The sequence below is a fragment of the Streptomyces sp. Ru62 genome (assembly GCF_002920615.1).
GTDB lineage: Bacteria > Actinomycetota > Actinomycetes > Streptomycetales > Streptomycetaceae > Streptomyces.
In genome coordinates, this window is the sequence record NZ_PQSU01000005.1 from 21,748 (window position 1) to 39,381 (window position 17,634).

At 70.5% G+C, this 17,634-nt stretch carries 14 protein-coding genes; 6 read left to right on the forward strand and 8 right to left on the reverse strand.

Going from position 1 to position 17,634, the window contains the following annotated elements; genetic code table 11:
• Positions 1-97 precede the first annotated feature (97 nt).
• The 3 genes from C3492_RS08155 to C3492_RS08165 form a co-directional block, all read right to left on the reverse strand.
• Positions 98-1,348 carry a S8 family serine peptidase gene (locus C3492_RS08155; protein ID WP_374938332.1) on the reverse strand — a complete coding sequence of 417 codons (1,251 nt, stop codon included), beginning with the start codon at positions 1,346-1,348 and terminating at the stop codon, positions 98-100.
• A gap of 90 nt (positions 1,349-1,438) precedes the next feature.
• Positions 1,439-3,217: a hypothetical protein gene (locus C3492_RS08160; RefSeq protein WP_103811081.1), complete on the reverse strand. Its 1,779-nt coding sequence runs from the start codon at positions 3,215-3,217 to the stop codon at positions 1,439-1,441.
• Positions 3,218-3,219: 2 nt separating this feature from the next.
• The gene (locus C3492_RS08165; RefSeq protein ID WP_308461130.1) at positions 3,220-3,639 is read right to left on the reverse strand and encodes a hypothetical protein; all 420 of its coding nucleotides are present in this window, start codon (positions 3,637-3,639) and stop codon (positions 3,220-3,222) included.
• 580 nt (positions 3,640-4,219) lie between these two features.
• Between C3492_RS08165 and C3492_RS08170 the strand changes: the two genes are divergently transcribed.
• Positions 4,220-4,924, forward strand: coding sequence for a hypothetical protein (locus tag C3492_RS08170; RefSeq protein WP_103811083.1), 705 nt, complete (start codon positions 4,220-4,222; stop codon positions 4,922-4,924).
• 17 nt (positions 4,925-4,941) lie between these two features.
• Here the strand turns inward: C3492_RS08170 and C3492_RS08175 are convergent, their stop codons facing one another.
• The 3 genes from C3492_RS08175 to C3492_RS08185 are packed head-to-tail and all read right to left on the reverse strand — an operon-like array spanning position 4,942 to position 7,056.
• The gene (locus C3492_RS08175; RefSeq protein ID WP_181140263.1) at positions 4,942-5,448 is read right to left on the reverse strand and encodes a hypothetical protein; all 507 of its coding nucleotides are present in this window, start codon (positions 5,446-5,448) and stop codon (positions 4,942-4,944) included.
• Positions 5,449-5,484: 36 nt separating this feature from the next.
• A complete protein-coding gene (locus C3492_RS08180; protein ID WP_103811084.1) occupies positions 5,485-6,726 on the reverse strand; it encodes a putative T7SS-secreted protein in 1,242 nt (413 codons plus the stop codon).
• Between the two features lie 18 nt (positions 6,727-6,744).
• Positions 6,745-7,056, reverse strand: coding sequence for a hypothetical protein (locus tag C3492_RS08185; protein WP_146075660.1), 312 nt, complete (start codon positions 7,054-7,056; stop codon positions 6,745-6,747).
• A gap of 113 nt (positions 7,057-7,169) precedes the next feature.
• Here C3492_RS08185 and C3492_RS08190 point away from each other — a divergent pair, with 113 nt between their 5' ends.
• Complete coding sequence (locus C3492_RS08190; protein WP_103811086.1) at positions 7,170-7,790, forward strand: hypothetical protein; 621 nt, start codon at positions 7,170-7,172, stop codon at positions 7,788-7,790.
• A 117-nt stretch (positions 7,791-7,907) separates the two neighbouring features.
• On the forward strand, positions 7,908-8,261 hold the full coding sequence (locus C3492_RS08195) for a DUF4333 domain-containing protein (protein WP_103811087.1): 354 nt from the start codon (positions 7,908-7,910) through the stop codon (positions 8,259-8,261).
• 108 nt (positions 8,262-8,369) lie between these two features.
• Here C3492_RS08195 and mycP read toward each other — a convergent pair whose 3' ends face one another.
• Positions 8,370-9,635 (reverse strand): type VII secretion-associated serine protease mycosin, encoded by a 1,266-nt coding sequence (gene mycP / locus C3492_RS08200; protein WP_103811088.1) that lies wholly within the window; start codon positions 9,633-9,635, stop codon positions 8,370-8,372.
• A gap of 24 nt (positions 9,636-9,659) precedes the next feature.
• Complete coding sequence (eccB, locus tag C3492_RS08205; RefSeq protein ID WP_103811089.1) at positions 9,660-11,183, reverse strand: type VII secretion protein EccB; 1,524 nt, start codon at positions 11,181-11,183, stop codon at positions 9,660-9,662.
• Between the two features lie 207 nt (positions 11,184-11,390).
• Here eccB and eccE point away from each other — a divergent pair, with 207 nt between their 5' ends.
• The 3 genes from eccE (at position 11,391) to C3492_RS08220 (ending at position 17,571) form a co-directional block, all read left to right on the forward strand.
• Positions 11,391-12,752 carry a type VII secretion protein EccE gene (eccE, locus tag C3492_RS08210; protein ID WP_103811090.1) on the forward strand — a complete coding sequence of 454 codons (1,362 nt, stop codon included), beginning with the start codon at positions 11,391-11,393 and terminating at the stop codon, positions 12,750-12,752.
• Positions 12,752-13,501 carry a hypothetical protein gene (locus C3492_RS08215; protein WP_103811091.1) on the forward strand — a complete coding sequence of 250 codons (750 nt, stop codon included), beginning with the start codon at positions 12,752-12,754 and terminating at the stop codon, positions 13,499-13,501. The genes eccE and C3492_RS08215 overlap by 1 nt, the downstream gene beginning before the upstream one ends.
• Before the next feature lie 323 nt (positions 13,502-13,824).
• A complete protein-coding gene (locus C3492_RS08220) occupies positions 13,825-17,571 on the forward strand; it encodes an SCO5717 family growth-regulating ATPase (RefSeq protein ID WP_308461132.1) in 3,747 nt (1,248 codons plus the stop codon).
• Positions 17,572-17,634: the final 63 nt, after the last annotated feature.

Genomic DNA, 17,634 nt, shown 5'->3' on the forward strand with positions numbered 1-17,634 from the left:
CAACTGTCTCGGCCCACTACCGCACCGTGCAGTACGGCGGCGGGCGCGTACTGCGCGCCCTATCCGAAGAGCACAGGGCTACAGACGGCTGACGACATCACCTGGCACGCCGCGCCCGCGCGACGGCCAGGCCCCCACCGCCGACCACGACGACGGCGGCCGCGGCGCCGAGTACGACCCAGAGGGTGGTGTTGTCGTTCGACGACTCCGTGCTTGATCCTGCCGCCGAAGTCCCGCCGGTAGAACCCTTTTCCGGGGCTTGTGACGGGGTTGATGCGGAAGAGGAAGGGGCGGACGGGGACGGCGAGGAAGACGTGGAGGACGCCGCGGACTTGGCCAGCAGGTCGCCGCCGTTCTCCTTGGCGAGCGGGTCCACGTTGGCCGGGCCCGCGTCGTAGTTCCGGTTCGCAAGAACGAGACGAGGGCGAATGAGCCCATAGCCGGCGTACTTGCTCGGGTCGTTCTTCGCCCACGTACGGCCGGCCGTGTCGATCAGAGCGCGGGCAACCTGGTTCACCGTCCAGTCAGGGTGTGCGGACCAGATCAGCGCGGCAGCACCCGAGGCGATCGCGGCTGCCGAACTCGTACCGTTCACATCGTCGCAGTAGGAACGGAAGTTGCCGTCGCACCAGCCTGGAAAGCCCTGCCCCGGGGCCGAAAGGTCAACGTAATTACCAGACGAGGAGAACTTCGAGACCGTGAGGGACTTGTCGACCGATGCGATGCCGATGACGTACGAATAAGCGGCCGGGTAACCGATGGTGTCTCCTGCCTTCCGGCCGTCGTTACCGACAGCTGCTATCAGCAGCTTCCCCTTCGAAGCGGCGTACTGAACAGCCTCTTCCTCCTTCGAGCTCGGTCCCAGCGCGCCGAATGACATATTGATAATCTTGGCGTCGGTGTCCGCAGCCGCCCTGATCGCCTCAGCAGGCTCCGGCGTCCTGCTCAGCTCAGCCGCGCTGCCCTTCAAGTCGTCGAACTTGACCCGATACGGAACGATTTTCGCACCGGGAGCCAGGCCCTTCAGCCCGCCGCCCGCACCCGTTCCCGCGATCAACTCAGCAGTGGTCGTCCCGTGACCGTCGTAATCATCCGTGGCGCGGTAGGCAACCGACTCCGGAACCTCGTCGGTCAGCACCTGCCCCTTGAGCGACGACGTGTTCGCGTTCACTCCGCTGTCAATAACAGCGACCTTCACACCCTTGCCCGTGCTGACCTTCCACATCTTCTCGGCCTGCATTGGGCCCAGGTACCACTGCTTCGCCTGAACATCGTCGGCAACAGCACTCGGCGCAAACCCCACGGTTGCGGCCAACAGGGCTCCGACGGCTGCGGCCACAGCACGCACTCGTCTACCGCTACGCGTCCCGTGGAGCGAAGCCCGCTCGACTCGTCGGCCCATCCCTGACTTCATCGTCTTCCGTGTCCTCGCTCGCGGTCAGTTCGCCGTCGGCGGCACATCACGCCGCGGCTTCTCGGGCAGCTCTGTCTGTTCGTCCGCGTCTTCGGCCTTCCCCTTGCGGCCGGCACCGCGTACGAGACCGGAACCACCACGCGTCATACCGTTCCGCTCGGCACCCGCAGCAGAGTTCCGCCCGGTCGGCCTGCCGGTGACAGCCTCGGACGTGCCGACACCGGTACGAGACCCGGAAGAGCCAGTCGGCTTCGCAGCGGGCCGCGCTGCGGACTCGGGCGCTCCGAAGACGCCACGCTGACCGAGTCGACCGGCTGTGGACTGCGAATTGGCCTGTCCCTCAGCCCCGATGACCGTGCCACGGGGAATCCTTGCCCCGCCCTTGGCCGGATTGCCTGTGGCCGTGGGGCGCCCCCCGACGACCCCATTGGAACGGCCGGCGCCGGTGGCCGGCGTGGCGTTCGCCCGGGGCGTCGCCGTGCCGCCGGGCCGCGGCGTACCACCTGTGACCGCACGGCCCATCGGGGACGCAGTACCCCTGCCGGCGGGCTGTCCCGTCGACGTGGCACGCCCCATCTGGTTGGTGGGTCCTTGTGCTGCGGTGCGTCCGGGACTCTGGGGATTGCCCAGCCCGGCCGTGCCCGCACGCCCCTGAGCAAAAGGAGGGGTACGGTACCCAGCCGAACCACTCAGGTTTCGGCCGGACGTCGAATTGGGCAACGGAGCCCGGTAGCCGGCGCCACCCAATGGATCGGGCTGACCGCCGCCTGCCGGGGGCCCGCCTGTGACCGGCGGGGTGGGACCCGTCGTGTGTGTGGTCGTGGGCGGAGGCAGCGTGCCGGTGCTGTCGATGTTCGTACCGACGGGCGGCTGCTCAGGGAGCTGGACCGTGTGGTTGTTGTGCGTCGTCGGGACGTGGTGCGGGATGGTGTCGCCGGTGACGTGGTGTGGGATGGTGTCGCCGGTGACATGGTGGGCAACATTGTCCGCCCCTACCGCAGTTGAGTGATGACCGATGGCGGGGGCCGAGCCGGTACCCGTGTGCGAGCCAGTGCCGGACGTGGGAGGACTTTCCCTGAACCGCTGCGAAGGCCGAGGCACGCCCACGTCGGGCATAGAAGTGAAGTTCGGCGTCTTGTCCTTGGCGGGCAGCGCCGACAGCACCTCTTCCGAGACCGCGTAGTAGGACGCCAACCGATTCATCTGGTTGATCGCCTCTTGACGGTCCTTCTCCACCCGGACGGCGTGGTCGTACTCCGTCTTGTTCGCCGCCTTCTCGGCATCGGTGAACTTGTCGGGCCGCTTCGGGTTCGCCCTGGTGTCACGGGCCGGCATGCCACCACGTACGGCCGCGAGGCCCACCGCGGCAGCGGTGATCTGGTCGCCCGCAGCCCCGGCGAACTCGCTCAGATGGTGGGTGTTGGTCACGAGGTTGTCGCCCCACGTGCGGAACTGGTCGCCCGACACTCCCACCCAGGGGACCTTGTCGATGTGGGCCTTGAGATCGTCGGCGGCCTTCTTGATGGCATCGCGCGCGTCCCAGAGCGCCTTGCCGGAGGATTCGAGATCCGCCGGGTCGGTCTGCTCGACCAGATCGATCATCTGGTTCAGGTCGAGGTCGCGCTTGTCGAAGTCCGTCCTGGCGGCGACGGCCCGCCCGAAGGGCGTGGTTTCGACCACGGACCGCACCATGCCATTGAGGAAGCCGCCGCGCGGACCGTCCTCGATTCCGCGGACGATGTCCGTCACGGAGTTCTGCTGAGAGACGCGATGCAGATCGTCCTTGTGCTGCTTGTCCGTCATCGTCACGCCTTCGTCTTGGTGCCGCTGCTGGCGTGCTGCTGGTCGTCCACCTTGGGCTGAAGTTTTTTGATCTCCGCCTGGATCGCCCAGAACCGCTGCCGCTGCTCCTCTTCGAGACTGTCGAAGCCATTGCGCGCACCGGTGACCGCGATGCCGATAGCCTCGATCTGCAGATGCAAGCTCTTGGAGAGGGTCGTCAGTTCGTGGTGAACCCTCGTGTACTGCTTGTACAGACCATGCGCCTCGGGGAACTCGCTCTCCCCACCCGACGTCAGCGACGTGGCCCTGATCCCCTGTGCACCGACCTTCGTGGGATTGCCCGCGGACTCCTCCAGAGCACGGAGCACCGAGTCCACCTGCCCCACGAACTTGTCCAGCGCCTCACCACTGGCCTCCAGGTTCGCCGCCCTGGTCGCCGACACGCCCCCCACCATGTCTGACGGAAGCACGACGCTCCTCCCCGTTTCCCCGTACGTTCATCGGCTCCTCCGGAGCGAGGGCCGACCAGCCGCTCGCCGTACGATCGCAAAGCGAGCCGCGTCTCACAACGCGTTTACCACTCTAGTCAACCCGTCCAACCGGTCCAACCGGGCAGGGGTGTTGACTGCGCGTCGGCACCGGCCCAGGTGGCACACTTCGTCGGAATTGCCGGTTTGTAACGAGCGAATGCGTACGGCGACGCAGTCGTGCGCCGCCACTCCGTCGACCAACGATGGGCGCGCCTGAAGGCACAAGCGCGTCAGTCTCATGCGATCTGCATCAAACCTTTACGCGGTATCGATGCCGCTCTCCGGCAAATCCACTCGAAAGACGTCATCTGGCACGGGCGCGCTCGGGACGACCACGTTCCACCTCTGTCTTCACGGTACGGAACTCCAGCGCGAGACCATCCCGGCAGAGAGGTCATGAGCCATCGGTCGCACGAGGCGAACCGCCCACCCGCGGAACGGTCGGGGCCGGCGCCCGGCCCGCGGTGCGCGTCATCAGACATAATCGCGTCCCATGACCGTACTGATGCCCGTGCTCATGATCCTGGTCGTGGGAGGGATCTTCGCCCTCGTCATCACCATGATGGTGCGCGCCCAGCGGAACCGGGCGCGCGGCGTGCAGGAGAGAGCCGCGGCGATCCGGCTCGCGCAGGGACGCGGTTACGGCTACCAGCAAGCCACATACGGGCTGATCGACGGGCTCTGCGGCATGGCGCCGCTGCCTGACAGGGGGCACAACCTGCGAGCGGAGCACTACATCACCGGGGAGTTCCGAGGGCGCGGCTTCCGCTGCTTCGAGTATGTGACCGGCACCCTCGACGTCCACGACGGCCCGGGACGGAACCAGCCCGTCTTCTGGACGGTGTTCGCGGTCGTGGCGCCGGGCCCCGGGCCCGAGCTGGTGGTGCGACGGCCGCAGGCGCTCGACGGGGTGACGCAGCGTGGCCGTGTGGTGCAGCTCGGCGTGCCGGAGTTCGACGAGGCGTTCCGGGTGATCACGGACGACGAGTCGTTCGCCCGCGACGCCCTGACGGGCGACGTGGTGCCCTTCCTGACCGCGCGGCCACAGACCGTGCAGGACTCCCCGATCCGGCTGCACAACGGCGAGCTGCTCACCTGGCGCCGCGGCCGGCTGAGCCCGCAGGACTTCGACGAGCGGCTCGACTACCTGTGCGACGTGCTGGACCGGATTCCGCCGCAGGTCTGGTCGGCGGTCTGAGACCGCCGACCCGGGGATCAGGCGGCTTGGTCCGCCCGCACCGAGCGGACGAACTGCTTGAAGTCGTCCAGCACCGCCGCCAGCTGTTCCGGCTTCGCCGTGAGCACCAGCTCGATCACGGCCCGCTGCGACGGACGGTCCACATCCTCCAGGCCGAGGTAGACCTGGCTCTGCACCAGTTCGAGCGGTGCTCCGTGCAGGGTGGTCGACAGGCGCAGGTTCTGGACGACTCCGGGTGAGTCGGTCAGCCCCGGGATGTCGGGGGTCCCCACCTCTTCCTGCTTGGTGACCTCCACGCTGCCGGCCTGCCCGAGCCGCCGTACCGACTCGTCGGCGATCTGCCGCATGGTGGCGCTGTCGTTGCGCATCCCGCCGGCGATGGTGATGTTCGCTGTGAACCCGTCGATGGAGGCGGGGTGCAGCGCGACGAAGGCCGCGTCGGGCGCCCCCACCTCGTCCGGCGGCGCCGACCGCCAGCCGTCCGGCAACGAGAACGAGATCTTGACCGGCAGCGTGCCCGTCATCGTGAACCCACTTCCTTGCTGAGCCTCATCGCAAGCCTAGAACCACTTGCCGAGCGTGTGGTCGTACGCCGAACCCGCGGCATCGCCGATCGCGTCAGCGGCGTCACCGACGGTGTCGACGACCTCGCCCGGATCGACGGTGACCTGGAAGCCCACCTTCCCGCCGAGCCCGAGTCCGACACCGACCTCGCCGCCCACGTGGTACTTGCCGTCGTCGCCCTTGCCCACGTCAACGCTGGCCGAGGCCCCCGCGCCGGCCCACGCCTCGCCGGTCACACCGGCACCCACACCGCCCACGTCCGCGGCGGCCGATCCCTCGGCTTTCGCACCGGCGAAAGCCTCCGCGCCCCCGTGCAGGCCGTCCTTGCCGATGGTGCCCTTCACTTCGGCGTTGGCACCCACCAGGGCGCTGCCCTGGGCCTGGAGGCCGAGAATGCCGTACTCGGCCTTGCCGCCGGCCTCGGCCTTGGCGAGGTACGCGCTGGCCGTCCCCTTCAGCTCCAGGTTTCCGTCGGTGATGCCGGCGACCGCGGAGGCGTCATAGCCGAGCAGCGAGACGCCCGCGTTGCCGGACAGCTTGACGCCACCCACCGTGGTCTCGCCCTTGGCATCCGCGGACCAGACATTGGCACCGCCGCTGAACTCGGCGATCTTCACCGACCAGCTGACCTTCTTCGGCGCGTTGGGGTCTTCCGACGTGGCGTTGGGATCCTGGTAGCCCCATTGCCGCTTCCGCTTGTCAGCTGGGTTGTTCCCGTACTGCCAGAGTTCGTCTTCTTTGATGGTGGTCTGACCGAGCCCGAGCTCCTTGGCGAGCTGCCGGGCCTGGGTCAGCCAGCTCGGGCTGTCCTTGGCTCCGCCGGACAGCTTCTCCAGCTTGGACGACAGCGTTCCGGCCTCGTGCTCCAGCTGGGTGCGTGCGGTGTTGAGCACCTGCTGCGCTCCCGCGTGGTCGCCCTTGTCCCACTTCTCAATCGCGTCGGCCGCCTGCCCCTGTGCCCAGTGCAGCATGCTGGTGTACGACTTGATCGCGCCGGCCGCACCTGCCATGTGGTCAGAGGCGATGTACCAGTTGCCCTTCTCGCCGTTCAGGCTCTTCCAGAACGCGTCGCTGGCCTCTCCGTGCCAGCCGGGGACCTTCACGTCCCGCAGATTGGACCCGACCTTGTCGAACTTGTCCGACCAGTGCTGCATGGTGTCCGCGAGCTCGGTCAGCGCGTGTACGTCACCGGGAACGAGCTCCTTGGGGTCCTTCGTCGACCCGAGTGCGGCTGCCACTGCTTCCCCGCTCCTGCCTCACTTGCCCTGGTTCGTCTTGACGGAGTCGGCCGCGTCCCGGACCTGCCCGTCCGTGTCCGTCAGGATGCCCGATGCCGAGATCAGCCCCGCCGCGCGCCGGGCCGTGCTGCCACTGAGGATCTGCGCGCCCGCCTGCCAGGTCGCGCAGAACGCCGCGAATGACGAGGACGCGGACGAATGCCCGAAGGACGCACTGCGTCCCGCCGACTCCTCCAAATCGAAACCCTCGGTGGGGCGTAGGGCCTCGACAACGTCTTTCGCGCCCTTTTTGAGGGCCTGCGAATCCGCACCCAGATCAGGATCAGCCATGGCTGCCCTCGCCTTCCTCAACTCCAGCCGAAACAACGCTCATTGACGCACTTAATGATCGGCGCGCGAAGTGTAGCATCGGCACCTACGAGCATCAGAAGGCGAACTCAACGATGAACTTCGACGACCTGCCGCATCCGACGAAGCAACGGGACGTGGTCATCGTCAACGACCGGGAAATACCGCGTCGTTACTTTCTCATGGCCGCCGCCGGTGTCCTCGTTCTCTTCGGTGGCGCTTTCGGTGGCATCGTCTGGGCCAGTTGGTCCGACGCCCAGGAGGACTCCCGCGACGACGAGGAGGTCTCCGCCCTCGTCGCCCTCGCGCAGCGGCGTGGATGGACGTACCGGGCGCGCGTCGCTGGTGGCGCCGACCGTTACGAGGGCGCCACGCCCTTTCCTGACGTGTCATCGGGACTGAGCGTCTGGGACTGCGTCGAAGGCCGGCATCGCGGCCGTACTGTTCGCTGCTTCGAGTACCGCGACGCGCGGACCGTCCAGTCGGCGGGCCCCGGGCACTCCCTCACGAAGACGTCGTACTACGCCGTCTTCTCGGTCACCGCTCCGAACGCCGTCCCGCGTTCCGTGCTCCGCGCGGCGGACGCCGAAAGCCCGCTCCGGTTCAACAGGGGCGAACTCATCACCTGGGCCAAGGGTCGGCTCCGGGAAGAAGACGTTGTGCCCAAGCTCAATTACCTTTGTGATGTCCTCGACCGCGCGTTTGATTCCCGGTGAGGATGTCCGGCGGGTCAAGTGAAGGGACGCGTACGCGGGATGGAGGATTTATGAAGCTTCCTGGGTGCCAGTATGCTTCGGGCGTTCTCTCATCCTGATACCCGGAATGGAGCCCCCATGGCGATAGTCAGCACGTCCGCAGCAGCATGGAGTCTTTCGGCTGTGGCCGCCGGTGTGCTGCTTGTCGGCTGTTCGGGGTCGGTCACCGTGGAGAAGTCCGAGCCGAAGATCTCCGCCGGCAAGCTGGCCGACACGGTTTCCGAGAAGCTCGCGGCCCAGACGGGTCGGCCGAAGCCGGACATCACCTGTCCGGAGGACCTCGCGGGCAAGGTCGGCACCACCACCCGTTGCACGCTCACTGCCGACGACGGCAGCACGCTGGGCGTGACGGTGACGGTCTCCTCGGTGAAGGGGAGCCAGATCAACTTCGATTTCAAGGCCGACGACAAGGCCTCCCCGCCGGCGAGCTGACGCGGACCTCTTCACAGCGAACAAGGCGGTACGACGTCCGGCGGCGGTGTCCCCGAGGCACCGCCGCCGCACCATGGCTCCGTCACCGACGGCGCCGGAGAGCCGCCGTCAGGAGGTGCGCGGACGGCCCCCGCGTCTGCGCCGCGCGTCCCGGATCGCCACCGCCGTGCCCGTCAGGCCCGCCACCAGCACCAGGCCTCCCACGACCGTGTACGTGGCCAGGCGGTTGTCGCGTTCCTCGGCCGTCTCGCCGAAGTGCAGGGGGGTGACCGACGGGGCCTCTCCCCTGGCCATGCCGTTCTCGGGTTTCGGGGACTCGACGGGGTGCGCCGGGTCCACCTCCGTGAGTGCCTTCACGGGGTCTACCACGCCCCAGCCCACCAGCCGGTCACGTCCGGGGATCGAGCGTTCCGCGGTCTGTTCGATCTGGGCGACGACCTGCTGGGCCGTCCAGTCGGGGTACTTGGACTTCAACAGGGCGGCCACGCCCGCGACATAGGGTGCCGAGAAGCTCGTACCGTTGTCCGAGCAGTGGCCGTTGCCCGGGACCGTGGAGATCATGTCGACGCCGGGGGCGGCGACCCCCACGAAGTCTCCCGACTGTGAGAACGCGGCGCGTTCGTTGTTGCGGTCGGAGGCCGCCACCGCCAGGACGCCTTCGTACGACGCGGGGTACGTGACCTTGACGTTGCCGCCCAGGCCGTCGTTGCCGGCGGAGGCCACGACGACGACCTTCCGGTTGAGTGCGTAGTCGACGGCGTCCTTCAGCTTCGTGGTCTTCGGGTCGAGCGCCTCGGCCGTGTCCTGGGAGATGTTGATGACGTCGGCGCCCGCCTGGACCGCGTAGGTGATGGCCTGGGCCAGTGAGTCGGCCGTGCCGTCGCCCTCGGCGTCGTTCTGCTTGATCGGGATGATCGTGGCGTCCGGGGCCAGGCCCACGAAGCCCGTGCCCTTCGCCGGGCGGGCCGCGATGATGCCTGCCACGCGCGTGCCGTGGCCGACCGTGTCGGTGGTGCCCGACTTGTTGCCGCGGTCTATCTTCTCGCCCTTGCGGTTCTTCTCGGGCAGCAGGTTCTTGCCCCTGGACGCGTCCACGGCCTTGGTGAGCTGCGGGTTCTTGACGTCCACACCCGTGTCGATCACGGCCACCTGGACGCCCTTGCCCGTGGACCGCGCCCACAGCTCGTCCAGGTTGACGCGCTGCAGCGCCCACGGCCGGCCCGCGTACGGCTTCGACGGGAACGTGCACTGACCGTCGTCCGCCCGGGCCGGGGAAGCGGGCAGGGCGAGCACGGTGCTCGTGGCGGTGAGGGCCACGGCGGCGGCCACGACCACCGCTCGGGTCGCGGCTCCCGACGTCCTTGCCTTCAGCATGAGTCCGTTCTCCTCCGCGCGCCGCTACGAACCCTGCGGCTGCCGCGCCGCCGCCTCCGACAGGCGCGGGCCCGTCGGCAGGAACGTCGACCACGTGAGCGGGATGGGCGTGGGCGTCAGTTTCTCGTAACCGAGGCGGGTCTGGGCGATCTTCGCCTCGGCCAGTTCCTCCTTGCGCTTCTTGGCGGAGGTGCCGATGCCCTTGTCGTCGGTGGCGCTGTCGCTGTTGGACTGCAAGGCGTAGCGCAGGCCCGTGTCGGTGACCAGGAAGACGCCGCCGGCCGTGGTCTCCGTGCCCTGGAACTGACGGTAGAGCTGACCGGAACCGGCGGTGACGTAGGCGCTGGAGGAACCCGTGGGCAGCTGCGCGGGGAAGTCCTTGCCGACCCAGGTGGACAGGGTCGTCGCTCCCTTCGCGCCGACCGACCGCAGCACGTTGCAGACCGTGTTGCGGCCGCTGGTGGCGCTGGAGCCGTCGTTCACCGTCCTCGGCTTGTACGTCGGCCAGTCCTTGTCGTCGTCGAAGGCCGTGCTGTCGGCGACCGCGCCGGGGCTGACCTGCTGCGCCTCACCGGCCTGGCCGACGCCGACGAGCTGACCGCTGTTGAGCAGGAGCGTGGCGGTGAACTCGGAGATGCGGGCCACCTTGCCCCGCAGGACGACGTAGTACCGCAACACCTGTCCGTCGTAGGCCTTGATGACCTCGCCGACCTTGTCGTACTGCGCGGGCATGATCCCGGCGTCGGCCTTCGCGCCGGGTGTGCCCTCGATCGGCGGGATCGCGATCGGGGCGCCCTTGCGGAGGGTGTCGAGCCATTCCTGGGAGACGCGCTGCGGGGCACGGCCCCGGGTGTCAAGGGCTTTGAGGAGTTCCTTGTCGCCCGGGTCGGCGAGCTTGTACGCCTTGCCCTGGCCGTCGACGACGTACTGGGTCTTGCCGTCCGGACCGACGACGTACATCAGGTCGCCGCGGGTGAGCCGGTCGGGCCCCTCCGTCTTGGACCACTCCTTCTTCGCGAGGACGAACGCCGCCTTCTGGATGGCCCGGCCGCCGTCGGCGGGGCGCTCGCAGACCGCCCAGCGCTTGGCGGCCTCGGCCTCGTCCGGGGAGGGCAGGCGGTCGGGCGCGTACGGGATGCCGATGGTGGCGCCGTGCGGAGGCCTGCCGCTGTCCAGGATCTTCTCGTCGACGGTGATGACGCTGGCCTTGCTGGGGTCCAGGAGCAGCTTGGCGGAGGCCATGTTGAGGACGGGGTGGAGCTGCTTCTGCTTGCCCGTCTTGAGGACGACGTACCGGGTGGTCGACTTGCTGGCGACGATGACGTGTTCCTCGGGGGTGTCCCAGCCCTTGGGTGCCGTCGGGCTGAACATGCCGATCGCGCCGAACACCGCGAGGATCACCACACCGACGACGACGCCGGGGACCAGTGCGCCCAGCGGCTTGGGAGCGCCCTCCTCCGAGCCGGAGGGGGAAGGCTGCAGGAAGGACGCGAGCGTGCGGCGCTTCGCGAAGGTGTAGGCGTTGAGTTCGTCCCGCCGTGATGCCATCTGTGTCCGCTCTCTCCCCGTTGCGGAGCCGTGGGGGACCTGTGAAGATCCGTCCCCCGTCCTCGGTTTTCCTCTGGTGCCTCGACTGTCAGACCCGGCCCCTACTATGCCTGTTGCGAGGACGTGCTGGTGGCACGGGTAGGGTGCTCAGGGCTTGAAGGGACCGGAGCGCAAGGGATTTCGGGAGAGTTCGGGGGTTTTGAAGTGATGGCTTCCGCAACGCGGACCCGGTCGCGATCGCAATCGGGATCACGATCGGGTGGCGCGCGCCGGTCGGGTGCCCGCGGCTCTTCCTCCGGGCGGGGCGGCGCCCAGCAGGCGCCCACGCCCTACCAGGGCGCCTTCGCCCCGCGTCCGGAGTCCCGCTCGGGCCGTGGCGGTTCGTTCGCGGTGCAGCGGCTGGTGCTGCTGGAGATCGCGGGCGCCCTCGCCCTGTGCGGCTGGCTCATCGGCACGGTCGCGCTGATCGCCGTCGCCCCCGTCTCCCTGGTGTTCGTGGTGCTCGCCGTCGTACGGCGCCGGGGACGCTCCCTGCCGGAATGGCTCGGCACCCTGCTGGCCATGCGGGCCCGCATACGGCGGGCCGCCGGCACTCCGGTGCCGCCGGGGACCGACTCCGGTCTCGCGCCCGCCGTGGAGTGCGACCCGACCCTGCGCACGTTCAGCTTCAACCGCGGTGACGACCGCGATCAGCGGCCGATCGGCATGGTGGGCGACGGCGGCTTCCTGACCGCGGTGCTCCAGGTGGAGTCGGACGTCGACGCGCTGCGCGCGGAGCACGGGAGGCGACCGCTGCCGATGGCGCTCGTCCGCGACGTCCTCGAAGTCGACGGCATCCAGTTGGAGTCGGCGCAGATCGTGGTGCACACCCAGCCCGCGCCCGCGCTGCACCTGCCCCAGCAGTCCGTCGTCGTCAGCAATTACGCGCCGCTGCAGGCCCAGACCGGCTCCCCCGCGGTCCGCATCACCTGGATCGCATTGAAGCTCGACCCCGAGCTGTGCCCGGAGGCGGTGGCCGCGCGCGGCGGCGGGCTGCTGGGGGCACAGAAGTGCCTGGCCCGCTCGGCCGAACACCTGTCGAGCCGGCTGACCGGCGCCGGGTTCCGGGCGAACGTGCTCACCGAGGAGGAGCTGACGGCCGCCATCGCCACCTCCGCGTGTGCCAACCCGATGGTGACCGCCCAGGCCGGGCGGGGCGAGGCACCGCAGCGACGGACCGAGGAGTCCAGTCGCAGCTGGCGCTGCGACAACCGCCGGCACACCACCTACTGGGTGCGGCGCTGGCCCCAGCTCGGCGGCTCCGGCGGCTCGCTGGCCCAGCTGGTGGCACAGCTGACCGCGGTGCCCGCGCTCGCGACGACCTTCAGCCTGACGCTGGCCAAGGGCGCGCAGCAGGACGTGACCGTCACCGGCCATGTGCGGATCACCGGCCGCAGCAAGCAGGAACTGACCGACGCGCGGCGCGATCTGGAGCGTGCGGCACAGCAGGCGCGCACCGGGCTGGCGCGCCTGGACCGTGAACAACTCCCCGGCGTTCTGGCGACCTTGCCGCTCGGAGGTGCCCGCTGATGACCACGACGACCTCGCCCACCCCGTCCGGTCCGGGGCTCGGTGAGCGGCTGCGCACCGGCTTCGGCCTGCTCGGTCCCCGTCACCCCAGGCACACTCTGCCCGTGGAGCAGCTGGACGCGCTGAACCTGCCCATCGGCGACGACGGCGTGGTGGTCGGCGTCAACAACGAGGGACAGCCCGCCATCCTCGGGGTGAACCGCCCGACGCCGTACGACATCGTGCTCATCGGCGGCCTGTGGACCGCGCAGGTCATGGCACTGCGCTCCGCCGCCACCGGTGCCCGGGTCGCGGTGGAGACCGGGCGGCCGCAGGCCTGGATGCAGATGGTGCATGCCATGGGCGGTGGGCAGAACGGGTTGTCCGTGTACGACGTCGGGCGGGTGCCGCCGCAGGGTGCCTCCGCCGGTACGCCGGTGCTGGTGGTGCGGGACTGCGGGATGCGGCCCCCGCGCGGCCGGGTGGTGTCCGGTCCCTGGCAGTCCGTGCTGACCCTGCTGCCGTATCTCAGTCCCGTCGCGCCCCGGCTGCTGCGGCAGGCGCGGCTCGCCGGTATCCAGCGGGTCTCGCCGGACGAGGCGGCCGAACTGGGGCGCACGATGGGGCTGTCGCGGACCGAGGTGGAGTCGCTGCCGGGGCTGCCCGACGGCGTCACCCTGTGGTGTACCGACCGTGACCGGCAGTACGTGCTGACGCAACCCACCGACGCCGAGATCGGATTGTTGGGCACACCCCGGCGGATGGACTGAACTACCCTTTTCCGTCCCTTTTGTTCAGGACGTCGTACGCGGTCGCACAGCGCGGACCGGTGTCTGTGCGCGTGCCGTGGCCTGGTGTGCGGGCACGGAGAGGTGGGCGGGCCTGCCGAGGTGTGGCTCCTGGTGATTAGGCTGGGAGCGGGCGCGATGACAGGACCCGTGAACCGGCGTCGGTGTCCCGGGGGGAGAGCCGGTGCTTCGGACCGCCCCCGAACGACTACGGACGACTCGGTACGACACGACATGGTCGCCCCGGCACGGCATGAGGGTGCTCGACCACACCAGGAGGAACTGTGAGCAGCGATCGGGACGGGATGCGCGGGGGCTGGGGCACACCCGGCGATGACCAGCCCGACGCGGAGGCCGTCGAGACCACCGGCGAGTTCACCATCGACTACGCTCCCCCCGCCTGGTACACGCAGAACGCGTCGGGGGCGGGCGGTACGGGTGCCGGTGGCGCGGGCGGTACGAGCGGTGCCGGCGGTTTCGCCGGGTCGACCGGGTCCACCGGGTCCGCTGCTGCCGGTGACTCGGGCACTCCGGCGGCTCCTGGACTGCCGTTCCCCACGGGCACGCCGGTTCCGGGTCCGACGCCGCCCCCGCCGGCCACTCCGCCGGTGGCCGGCCCGCCGGTGGGTACGCCACCGCAGGGAACTCCGTTCATTCCGGCGCAGGGGGCTTCGTACGGTCCGGCGCAGGGCACTCCGTACGGTCCGGCGCAGGGCGCTTCGTTCACTCCGCCCCAGGGGACTGCGTACGCTCCCCCGGCCGGGCCCGCGCACCCCGCGCCGCCGACCGGTGACCCCGTTCCGATGCCACGGCTGCCCGAGGGCTTCGAGCCACAGAAGGCCCAGTCTGCCCAGTCGGAGGCGCCGGCCGCTTCCGGTGTGGTCGAGCCGGAGACGGACAACGGGGATCTGGAGAGCGGGGCGACCATGCGGTTCTCCGCCGTCGCGCTGAAGCGGCAGATGGCGGAGATCGCCGAGCGCGCTGGTGCCGCCGGGGAGCCGGCCGAGGCCGGCCATGAGGGCTCCGCCGGTTCCGAGGGTTCCGCCGGTGCCGACGAGTCATCGGGTGCGGAGGGTTCCGGCGCTGCGGAGGGCTCCGCCGGTGCGGAAGGTGCCGGCGGTTCGCAGGGTTCTCTCGGTGCCTCGGGCGCCGACGGGTCCGTCGCTGCCGAAGGGCCCACCGCTGCCGAGGGGTCCACCGCTGCCGAGGGGTCCGTCGCTGCCGAGGGGTTCGTCGCTGCGGAGGGCGACGCCCAACGCGCCGGGAAGTCCGGTGACGAGGACGGCGCCGAGGAATCTGGTGGCGAGGCCGCCACACAGGACGGCTCGGTCGCGGAGGCCGTCGTTCCGGCGGGTTCCGCCACCGACGCAACCGCCGACGAGAAGACCGCGACGGAATCGAGCGTCGCCGAGCAGGCCGCCGCCGAGCAGGGCGGCACCGGGGAGGGTGACCCCGAGAAGGGGGGCGCCGAGGAGAGCCGCGCTGACGGGGGCGCGGCCGACGCCGTGCGTCCCGCCCTGTCGGAGGGCTCCGCCGACTCGGCACGGTCCGATGCGCCGAAGCCCGCGGACGCCGGGGCAGCGGGCGTGACCACCCCGGGCGGTGTGCCCCGGCCCGGTGCGGCGGAAGACAGCGCATCACCGGGTGACGGTGCTGCGGACAGCGGTGCGTCGGCCAGCGCGGCCCCGCACGCCGACGCGGCCCATCCCGGTGACCCGGCATCCGGTGCCCCGCAGCCCCACGCGGCTCAGCCCGCCCCCGGGCAGCCCGGCGGATACGGCTTCCCACAGCCGGACGCCGCCCACCCCGGCGCCCAGCCGCACGCGGCTCAGCCCGCCCCCGGCGCCCCCTACGGCGCCGTACCGCCCGCTCCCCCGGCCCCGCAGGGTGCCCAGCCTGGTTGGACGCCGTCCGCGTCGCAGAACGGGCTGCCCTCGCTGCCGCCCTCGTACCAGCCCGCCGCCCCGGCCGCCGCCGCCCAGTGGCCCGCACAGCCCGGGCAGCAGCCGGCCGCCGCCCCGCAGCAGCCCGGTCCGATGCCCGGCCGGCAGCCGCAGGCGACCGGCAGCCAGGGCCCCGCCGGCATGCCCGGTCAGCAGCCGCCGTTCCAGCCGCAGGCACCGCAGCCCGCGCCCTCCGGGTGGAACCAGCCGAACCACGCCGGCCAGGCCAACCCCGCCGGCCAACCGGGGCAGCCGGGCGCGACCAGCGCGCCGGCGCCCGGCCCGCAGCCGGCTCCCCACAGCCCCGCTCCCGGCCCCACCCCGCCTCCGAGCGGCTACGGCTTCCCCCAGCCCGGCGCCCCGGTGCCCGGCGCTCCCAACCCCCCGGTCCAGCCCGGCGCTTACGGCTTCCCGCAACCCCCGGCGCCCCAGCCGCACCCCAACGGCCCCACACCGCCGAGCGGTTACGGCTTCCCGCAGCCGGGCCTGCCCAACTCCACCGCTCAGGCGGGCGGATACGGTTTCCCGCAGCCGGGGAATCACAACCCGCAGCCGCAGCCCGGTGGTTACGGCTTCCCGCAGCCGCCTCAGAATCCGGACGGTGCCCCCGGCGCCCCGCAGCCCCCGCACGCCCCGGTCGACCCCCGCTCCGGCGCCGCGTGGCCGCAGCCCGTTCAGCACGATCAGCGGCAGCCGACCAACCCCGGTGCCGCGCCGCTCGGTTACACCGCCGCCGTGGAGCTGTCCTCGGACCGGCTGCTCAACAACAAGAAGCAGAAGGCGAAGAGCGGACGGCCCGCGGCGGCGGGCGGCCGGTTCAAGCTCGGTGGCAAGAAGGAGGAGGCCGAGCGGCAGCGCAAGCTGGAGCTGATCCGTACGCCGGTGCTGTCCTGCTACCGGATCGCGGTCATCAGCCTCAAGGGCGGTGTCGGGAAGACCACGACCACCACCGCGCTCGGCTCCACCCTCGCCACCGAGCGGCAGGACAAGATCCTCGCCATCGACGCCAACCCGGACGCCGGTACGCTCGGGCGGCGGGTGCGCCGGGAGACCGGGGCCACCATCCGTGACCTCGTCCAGGCCATCCCGTACCTCAACTCCTACATGGACATCCGGCGGTTCACCTCCCAGGCGCCCTCCGGTCTGGAGATCATCGCCAACGACGTGGACCCGGCCGTCTCGACCACGTTCAACGACGAGGACTACCGGCGTGCGATCGATGTGCTCGGCCGGCAGTACCCGGTCATCCTGACCGACTCGGGCACCGGTCTGCTCTACAGCGCCATGCGCGGGGTGCTCGACCTCGCCGACCAGCTCATCATCATCTCCACGCCGTCCGTGGACGGCGCGAGCAGCGCCAGTACGACGCTGGACTGGCTGTCCGCGCACGGGTACGCCGATCTGGTCTCCCGCTCCCTCACCGTGATCTCCGGGGTCCGCGAGACCGGCAAGATGATCAAGGTCGAGGACATCGTGGCGCACTTCGAGACCCGCACCCGCGGCGTCATCGTCGTGCCCTTCGACGAGCATCTGGCGGCCGGCGCCGAGGTGGACCTCGACATGATGCGGCCGAAGACGCGCGAGGCGTACTTCAACCTCGCCGCGATGGTCGCCGAGGACTTCACCCGTCACCAGCAGGCGCACGGGCTGTGGACGAGCGACGGCAACCCGCCGCCGGTGGCCGCCCCGCCCATGCCGGGAGCGTCCGTGCCGGGAACGCCGATGCCGGGCCAGCCCGTGCCCGGACAGCCCATGCCGGGCCAGCCCATGCCGGAACAGCTGTACGGCGCCGGGCAGCCGTATCCCCAGGCCCCGGGTCAGCCGTATCCCCCGGCCCCCGGTCAGCCGTATCCCCCGGCCCCCGGTCAGCCGTACGCCCCGGCCGCCGGTCAGGCGTACGCCCCCGCGCAGCAGCCGTACCCGCCTCAGCAGGGCCAGCCGCAGCCGCATCCGGGGGCGCCGCAGCAGCCGGGCCACCCGCAGGCCGGACAGCCGCAGCCTCAGCCCCAGCCCTCGTCACAGCCGCAACCGCAGCCGGGACAGCAGCCCGAGCCGGGACAGCAGCCGCAGCAGCCTCCGCAGGCTCCTCCGGCCCCGCCCCAGCAGTAGGGGGTCACGGAAAAGGGCGGCCGGTGCTCACCGCACCGGCCGCCCTTTCTCGCTGTGAGGAGC